Origin of the sequence: Phaeovulum sp. (genome assembly GCF_041596715.1) — a bacterium.
Lineage (GTDB): Bacteria > Pseudomonadota > Alphaproteobacteria > Rhodobacterales > Rhodobacteraceae > UBA6213.
In genome coordinates this window covers 1-6,680 of sequence record NZ_JBFHIA010000176.1, presented here as the reverse complement: position 1 = coordinate 6,680, position 6,680 = coordinate 1, and the positions used below count along the sequence as shown (strand labels likewise).

At 64.2% G+C, this 6,680-nt stretch carries 7 protein-coding genes; 1 reads left to right on the top strand and 6 read right to left on the bottom strand.

Annotation, left to right across the window (positions count from 1 at the left end; all coding sequences use genetic code 11):
- The 6 genes from ABY403_RS11905 to cobT all read right to left on the bottom strand — a co-directional run.
- Window positions 1-156: DUF6455 family protein (locus ABY403_RS11905; protein ID WP_372841039.1), on the bottom strand; the 156-nt coding region annotated here is incomplete at its 3' end.
- Window positions 153-437 (bottom strand): DUF6455 family protein, encoded by a 285-nt coding sequence (locus ABY403_RS11900; RefSeq protein ID WP_372841038.1) that lies wholly within the window; start codon window positions 435-437, stop codon window positions 153-155. The genes ABY403_RS11900 and ABY403_RS11905, both read right to left, overlap by 4 nt.
- Window positions 438-548: 111 nt before the next feature.
- Window positions 549-938, bottom strand: a complete 390-nt coding sequence (locus ABY403_RS11895) for an SgcJ/EcaC family oxidoreductase (RefSeq protein WP_372841037.1) — start codon at window positions 936-938, stop codon at window positions 549-551.
- Window positions 935-2,314: an FAD-binding oxidoreductase gene (locus ABY403_RS11890; protein ID WP_372841036.1), complete on the bottom strand. Its 1,380-nt coding sequence runs from the start codon at window positions 2,312-2,314 to the stop codon at window positions 935-937. Before ABY403_RS11890 ends, ABY403_RS11895 begins: the two co-directional genes overlap by 4 nt.
- Window positions 2,315-2,390: 76 nt before the next feature.
- Window positions 2,391-4,196 carry an aminopeptidase P family protein gene (locus tag ABY403_RS11885; protein WP_372841035.1) on the bottom strand — a complete coding sequence of 602 codons (1,806 nt, stop codon included), beginning with the start codon at window positions 4,194-4,196 and terminating at the stop codon, window positions 2,391-2,393.
- On the bottom strand, window positions 4,196-6,058 hold the full coding sequence (gene cobT, locus ABY403_RS11880; RefSeq protein ID WP_372841034.1) for a cobaltochelatase subunit CobT: 1,863 nt from the start codon (window positions 6,056-6,058) through the stop codon (window positions 4,196-4,198). Before cobT ends, ABY403_RS11885 begins: the two co-directional genes overlap by 1 nt.
- Before the next feature lie 157 nt (window positions 6,059-6,215).
- Here cobT and ABY403_RS11875 point away from each other — a divergent pair.
- Window positions 6,216-6,680, top strand: a 465-nt coding sequence (locus tag ABY403_RS11875) for an NADPH-dependent FMN reductase (RefSeq protein WP_372841033.1), incomplete at its 3' end; no start/stop codon positions are given.

Below are 6,680 nucleotides of genomic sequence, written 5' to 3'. Positions count from 1 at the left end.
GCCCGAGCAATTGCGGCAGCGTGCCACCATCTCGGCCAAGTCGCCGCGCGAAATCACCCCGTCCGCGATCAATTCGTTCAGGTTGACCCCGTGCCGGCGCGCCATGCCTCGGGTTATCCAGAAATGCAGGTCGGTGTTTCCTCCAGCAATGCTCATCGCGCACCACCGGGTGCCAACTGGCGCTGGAGATCGTCAAACAGGGCCGCATTGCGGCACGCCTCGGGTGCGGCATCCGCCGCGGGTGCGCCTATCCGCCCATGCAGCCAAGAAAGGCAGGCATCCGGTTCCTCGCAACAGGTGCAGCGCAGCACCGCCTCGCGCCAGTCCTCGCCTGAAAGCACGCCGTGTGCCATCGTGTCGGTCAGATCCAGTCCAAGCGACTCGGCCATGCGGCTAAGCAATGCGGCGTGATGATGAAGCGATCTAGAAGCGGGCACGGATAGATTTCCTGCATTGGGCATTGACGGCAGGATCGCGGCGAACACCCCTTGGGCGCCATGATTCAGATCAAGACAGCACGCAGGCAGGCAAAACCACGCCGAAGGGCATCATGCCTCGGGCACGAATTGCGCGGCGACCACCAGCCAGCCTTGCGGCGTGGCAGCCAGCGTCGCCGCCAAAACCGTGCCAAGCCGTCCTGCGTCAGAACCATCGGCATGCACCAGCCCCGAAAGCACGAAACGTTGCAACACCACCGCCGCATGTGGCCCAAGCGGGCGCACACGCACCCGCCCCGTTACCAGCCGCGCCCGCGCGAAAGCCCCCGCAAACTCTGCCGCGACAAGCTCGGCAATCGCCGCGCGGCCTTCGGCGGCACCTCCGGTCAGGCTGATGAAATCGCCGTCTTCGGCGAACAAGGCCGCAAGCGCCTCGGCATCGCGCGCCGCCCAAACGGCGGCAAAGGCGCGCGCAAGATCGGCAGGCGCGGCAAGGCTCATGGTGCCGCCCGCTCTGGCACGAGCTTGCCGGGGTTGAGTATGCCCAAGGGGTCGAGTGCTGCCTTGATCGCGCCCATCACCTGCCAGCCCTCGCCGTGCTCGGCCTGCATATAGGCGCGCTTGCCGATGCCGATGCCATGTTCGCCCGTCACCGTGCCGCCCAGTGCCAGCGCGCGTTTTGCCATGCGCCCCGCAACCCGGCGCGCACGCGCCAATTCATCCGCATCGTCCTGCTTGAGCAGCAAGATTGCGTGAAAATTGCCGTCGCCCACATGCCCAAGGATCGGCCCCACCAGCCCCTCGGCCGCGATATCGGCGCGGGTTTCCTCGACCGCCTGCGAAAGCCGCGAGATTGGCACGCAGATATCGGTGACCAAGCCGATCGAGCCGGGCCGCGAGGCAAGGCAGGCGTGGTAGGCCGCATGGCGCATTTTCCACAGCTTGCGCCGCGCCTCGTCTGTTGTGGCCCAGTCGAAATCGGCACCGCCCATATCCGCCACGACCTCGCCAAAGCGGCGCGCCTCTTCCGCCACGGCGTTGGGCGAGCCGTTGAACTCGACCAGCAAATGCGGCTTCAGCGGCATATCGGAGCCTGCGTAGCTGTTGAAAGCCTCGACCACGCCTTCATCGACGAACTCGATCCGCGCCATGCCGATTCCCAACTGAATCGTCGCCATCACCGTTTCCACCGCCGCGTGCAGGCTGTCAAAGGCGCAGACCGCGGCCGAAACCGCCTCGGGCTGGCCGTGCAAGCGCAGCGTCAACTCGGTGATGATGCCAAGCGTGCCTTCCGAACCCAGCATCAGCGCGGTCAGATCATACCCGGCCGAGCTTTTGGCCGCGCGCGAGCCGGTGCGCACGATCCGCCCGTCTGCCAGCACCACCTCAAGCGCCAGCACATTGGCGCGCATAGAGCCGTAGCGCACCGTGGTCGTGCCCGAAGCGCGCGTGGCCGCCATGCCGCCAAGGCTGGCGTTAGCCCCCGGATCGACCGGGAAGAACAGGCCCGTGGCGCGCAATTCGGTGTTGAGTTCTTCACGCGTGAGGCCCGGTTGCACGATTGCCTGCATATCGCCTTCGTGCACCGCCAACAGCCGGTTCATACGCGCCATATCAAGGCAAAGCCCACCCTCGGTGGCCAGCGTATGCCCCTCGAGCGAGCTTCCCGCGCCGTAAGCCACCACCGGCACTCGATGCGCCGAGCAAATCTTGAGGATCTGCGAGACTTCCTCGGTGCTTTCGGGCCATGCCACCGCATCGGGCGGGCTTGGCGCATACCATGTCTCGGAATGGCCGTGCTGATCGCGATCGGCGCGCTTTGTGCTTAGGCGCGCGCCCAGAAGTTCTGTCAGGGCGGAGAGGGCATCGGTGTTCATCGGTCTTTACCTCGTCAGGCCGCAAGGGGTGCGTGGCCCCGGCAGCGCATCCAGCGCGCAGAGTGTCGCGCAGGATTCAGATTGGCGCGCAGGCCGCTGCCAGCCATCGCGCCGCTTCGGCAGATACGCGTCCGCCCAATTCGGCCAGCACCCGCGCGTGATAGGTGTTGAGCCAGTCTCGTTCGGCCGCGGTCAGCATTTCGGGCACGATCAGCCGGGTGTCAATCGGCACCAGCGTCAAGGTCTCGAATGACAGCATGGCGCGCGCGTCGGCACCGGGCAGTGGCGGTGCCTCGATCACCACCATCAGGTTTTCGATGCGAATGCCAAAGGCACCCTCGCGGTAATAGCCCGGCTCGTTGGAAAGGATCATGCCCGGTGCCAGCGCCACATCGGACAACCGCGACAGCCGCGCTGGCCCCTCGTGCACGCAAAGATACGAGCCTACACCGTGGCCCGTGCCGTGGTCATAATCTTGCCCGGCAAGCCAAAGCGGCGCGCGTGCCAGCGCCTCGATATCACGCCCGGCAAGCCCTTTGGGAAAGCGCGCGCGGCTCATCGCGATCATGCCCTGCAACACGCGCGTATAAGGTGCGCGCGCGTCTTCGCGCACCGGCCCTACCGGCAGGGTGCGGGTGATATCGGTGGTGCCGTCATTGTATTGCCCGCCCGAATCGACCAGCAGCAGTTCGCCCGGCCGCACCGGGGCGTTGCTTGCCTCGCTGACCCGGTAGTGCACGATCGCACCATTCGCACCCGCCCCGCAAATCGTATCAAAGGCAATTTCGCGCAGGCTGTTGGTGGCGCTGCGGAAACCTTCAAGGCGCTTGACCACGTCAATCTCGCTCAACCCGCCCTTGGGTGCCTCCGCATCGAGCCAAGCCAGAAACTCGATCATCGCCGCACCGTCGCGCGCATGGGCCGACCGCGCGCCCGCAAGCTCGACCGGGTTCTTGCACGCCTTGGGCAATATGCAGGGGTCGTCGGCAAAGGCGATCTCTACCCCCGCCTCTTGCAACTCCAGCACAACCTGACGCGGGGCTGAGGCGGGATCGACACGCACCGGCCCTTCTAGCCCACGCAGCGCAGGTGCAAAGGCGGCTGGCGGGCGCAGACGCACCTCGGGGCCGAAATGCTCAAGCAAGTCTGGCCCAAACTTTCCCGCTGCGGCAAACAGCGTCAGATGGCCCGTGTCATGCAGCACCGCGAAAGCCTGCACCACCGGGTTGTGCACGATGTCGGCACCGCGAATGTTCAGCAGCCACGCGATGGAATCTGTCAGCGTCAGCACCGCCGCCCGGTGCCCGGCCTTGCGCAGCACCTCGGCCAACCGCGCGCGCTTGGAACCGCTTGTTTCACCTGCCTGTTCCATCGGATGCACGAAAGCTGGTGCCTCGGCGAGTGGCGGTCTATCCGACCAAATGGAATCCACAAGATTTCTTGTAGGACATAGGCTTATACCACGGCTTTCAAGTGCCGCCTCAAGTTCGCTGATGGCCTTTTGGCTATGCAACCAAGGGTCAAACCCCACCCGCCCGCCGCCCGGCAAATGCTCGGCCAGCCAATCGGCGGGCTTTGTTTCGGGCCAGTTGACCGGCGTATAGGCCGCCAGATCGACCTCGGCGCGCACCTGCACGCGGTAACGGCCATCGACAAAAACCCCTGCCAAGTTACCAAGAACAATGGCAAAACCTGCCGAGCCAGTGAAGCCTGTCAGCCAAGCCAGCCGCTCGTCGCGCGGGGCGAGGTATTCGCCCTGATGCGCGTCGGTCTGCGGCACGATATAGCCCGCAAGCCCCTCGGTCGCCATGACAGCGCGCAGCGCTGCCAAGCGCGCCGCCCCGTTTTCAGGCGAGGTTTCAGCCACAAACGATTGAAACATCAGCTAACTTTCCTCATCCCAAGAAACCGCGCCCGGGCTCGCGGGTCTGGATCGAACAGCGCCGCAAGCTGCTCGGTCATGGCACCTGCAAGCTGCTCGACATCGGTGATGGTCACAGCGCGCGCATAATAGCGCGTGACATCGTGGCCAATGCCGATCGCCAAAAGCTCTACTGCACGCCGCCGCTCGACCATCGCGATCACGTCGCGCAGGTGTTTTTCCAGATAATTCGCGGTGTTGACGGACAAAGTTGAATCGTCCACCGGGGCGCCGTCGGAAATGACCATCAGGATCTTGCGCGCCTCAGGTCGCACGACCAACCGCTTGTGCGCCCATTCCAGCGCTTCGCCGTCGATGTTTTCCTTCAGCAGGCCCTCTTTCATCATCAGACCAAGATTGTCGCGCACCCGCCGCCAAGGCGCATCGGCGCTTTTGTAGATGATGTGGCGCAGATCATTCAGTCGGCCCGGTTGCTGCGGCCGCCCGTTGTTCAGCCAGCGTTCGCGGCTTTGCCCGCCCTTCCAGGCGCGCGTCGTAAAGCCGAGGATCTCGACCTTGACTTGGCAGCGTTCCAGCGTGCGCGCCAGCACATCGGCGCAGATCGCGGCAATCGAAATGGGCCGCCCGCGCATCGAGCCGGAGTTGTCCAACAGCAAGGTCACGCAGGTATCGCGAAACTCGGTGTCTTTCTCGATCTTGAAGCTGAGCGGCGTGGTCGGGTTGGCCACCACGCGCGCCAAGCGGCCTGCATCGAGCATCCCCTCTTCAAGGTCAAACTCCCAAGCGCGGTTCTGCTGTGCCTGCAAGCGGCGCTGCAATTTGTTGGCAAGGCGGCTAACCGCGCCTTTCAGCGGCTCCAACTGCTGGTCGAGATAGGCGCGCAGGCGCTCCAGTTCCGCCGGGTCGGCCAGTTCTTCGGCCCGGATTTCTTCGTCAAAGCCGGTCTCGAACACCTTGTAATTGGGATCGGCGGCAGAATGTGGCGGCGGCACGGGCGGCTCTGGCGGGGCTTCCGGCTCGGGCATCTCGGCGTCTTCCGACATCTGATCGTCGGCCATGTCATCGGTGCTGAGCGTGGTCTGCGTGGCGTCCTGCTGTGCTTCTTGGCTGCGCTCGGAACTTGCTTCGCTTTCGTCGCTTTCATCGCCCGATTGGTTATCGCCCGCCTCTTCATCCTGCTCGGCGTTATCTTCGGCCTCGTCTTCCTCGGCGTCGGGGTCATCGCCCAGTTCCTCGCCAAAGCCGAGGTCGGCGATCACCCGGCGGGCAAGCCGCGCGAAGGTGGCCTGATCGGCCAGCGCATCGGCCAGCCCTTCAAGCGTGCCGCCCGCCTGTTCCTCGATGAACGGGCGCCAGAGGTTGGTCATATGGGCGGCGGCGGCTGGCAGCGGATGCCCGGTGCCCAACTCTCGCACCAGATACCCCGCCGCCGCAGACAGCGGTGCTTCGGACTGATCGCGCACTTGCCCGTAGCCCTTGCGCTCTGCCTCATGCGCGATCTTGGCGTCGATGTTGGAAAGCGTGCCGGGCATGTCGCGTGCGCCAAGCGCCTCGCAGCGCGCGTGTTCCATCGCCTCATAAAGATCACGCGCCATCTGGCCTTGCGGCGCAAAGCGGGCAAAGGTTGCATCGTCATGGTGGCGGCGGCGCAGCGCAAAGGCATCAGCCGTGCCGCGCGCCAGCAAAACCTCTTCGCGCGCCATACGCCGGCTGACCTGCGGCAGGCGCATGGTCTCGCCCACGTTACCGGGCGGATCGACCGAATAGGACACACTCAGTTCAGCGTCGCCCGCCAGCGTGCGCGTGGCATCGGCGAGCGCCTTTTTGAACGGATCGGCGGGGTTGTCGGCAGGTTTCATCATGCGCCAGATTAAGCACCCCGCGCGCGCGGCGGCAAGGGTGGGCAGCAAGAAGCCTATATGTGCAAATAAGCACATAATATGCGCTTCTACGGCAGTTGTGCGCGCAGTAACCGAGGTCAATATCACCTTCGAGACAACACACACCCCGGAGGCTTTCATGACCAAACCTAAAATCGCCATCATCGTAGGATCGACCCGCCCTACCCGCTTTGCCGACCTTCCGACCGCTTGGATCGAGGCGCAGGCGCGGGCGCGCAACGATATCGAAGTTGAAGTGCTTGATTTGCGTGATTATCCGATGCCCTTCTTTGACGAAGTTGCCTCGAACGCATGGGTGCCCACGCAGAACCCGGTTGCCGTGCGGTGGCAAGAAAAGCTCGCCACGTTCGACGGTTTCATTTTCGTTGTGGCCGAATATAACCGCTCGATCACCGCCGCGCTGAAGAATGCGCTCGATCAAGCCTATGTTGAATGGGCGCATAAACCGATGGGCGCAATCGCCTACGGTTCGATGGGTGGCATCTCGGCGCTGCAACATCTGCGCACCATCGGGGTTGAATTGCAGATGGTGCCGGTGCGCAATGCGGTGATGATCGGGGGTGCCGATTTCTTCAAGGTGCAT

What these genes read in the sequence shown, in the direction of transcription:
- ABY403_RS11895 (WP_372841037.1), bottom strand. Translation starts at nt 938, where the DNA reads ATGAGCCTTGCCGCGCCTGCCGATCTTGCGCGCGCCTTTGCCGCCGTT.
- ABY403_RS11890 (WP_372841036.1), bottom strand. Translation starts at nt 2,314, where the DNA reads ATGAACACCGATGCCCTCTCCGCCCTGACAGAACTTCTGGGCGCGCGC.
- ABY403_RS11885 (WP_372841035.1), bottom strand. Translation starts at nt 4,196, where the DNA reads ATGTTTCAATCGTTTGTGGCTGAAACCTCGCCTGAAAACGGGGCGGCG.
- cobT (WP_372841034.1), bottom strand. Translation starts at nt 6,058, where the DNA reads ATGATGAAACCTGCCGACAACCCCGCCGATCCGTTCAAAAAGGCGCTC.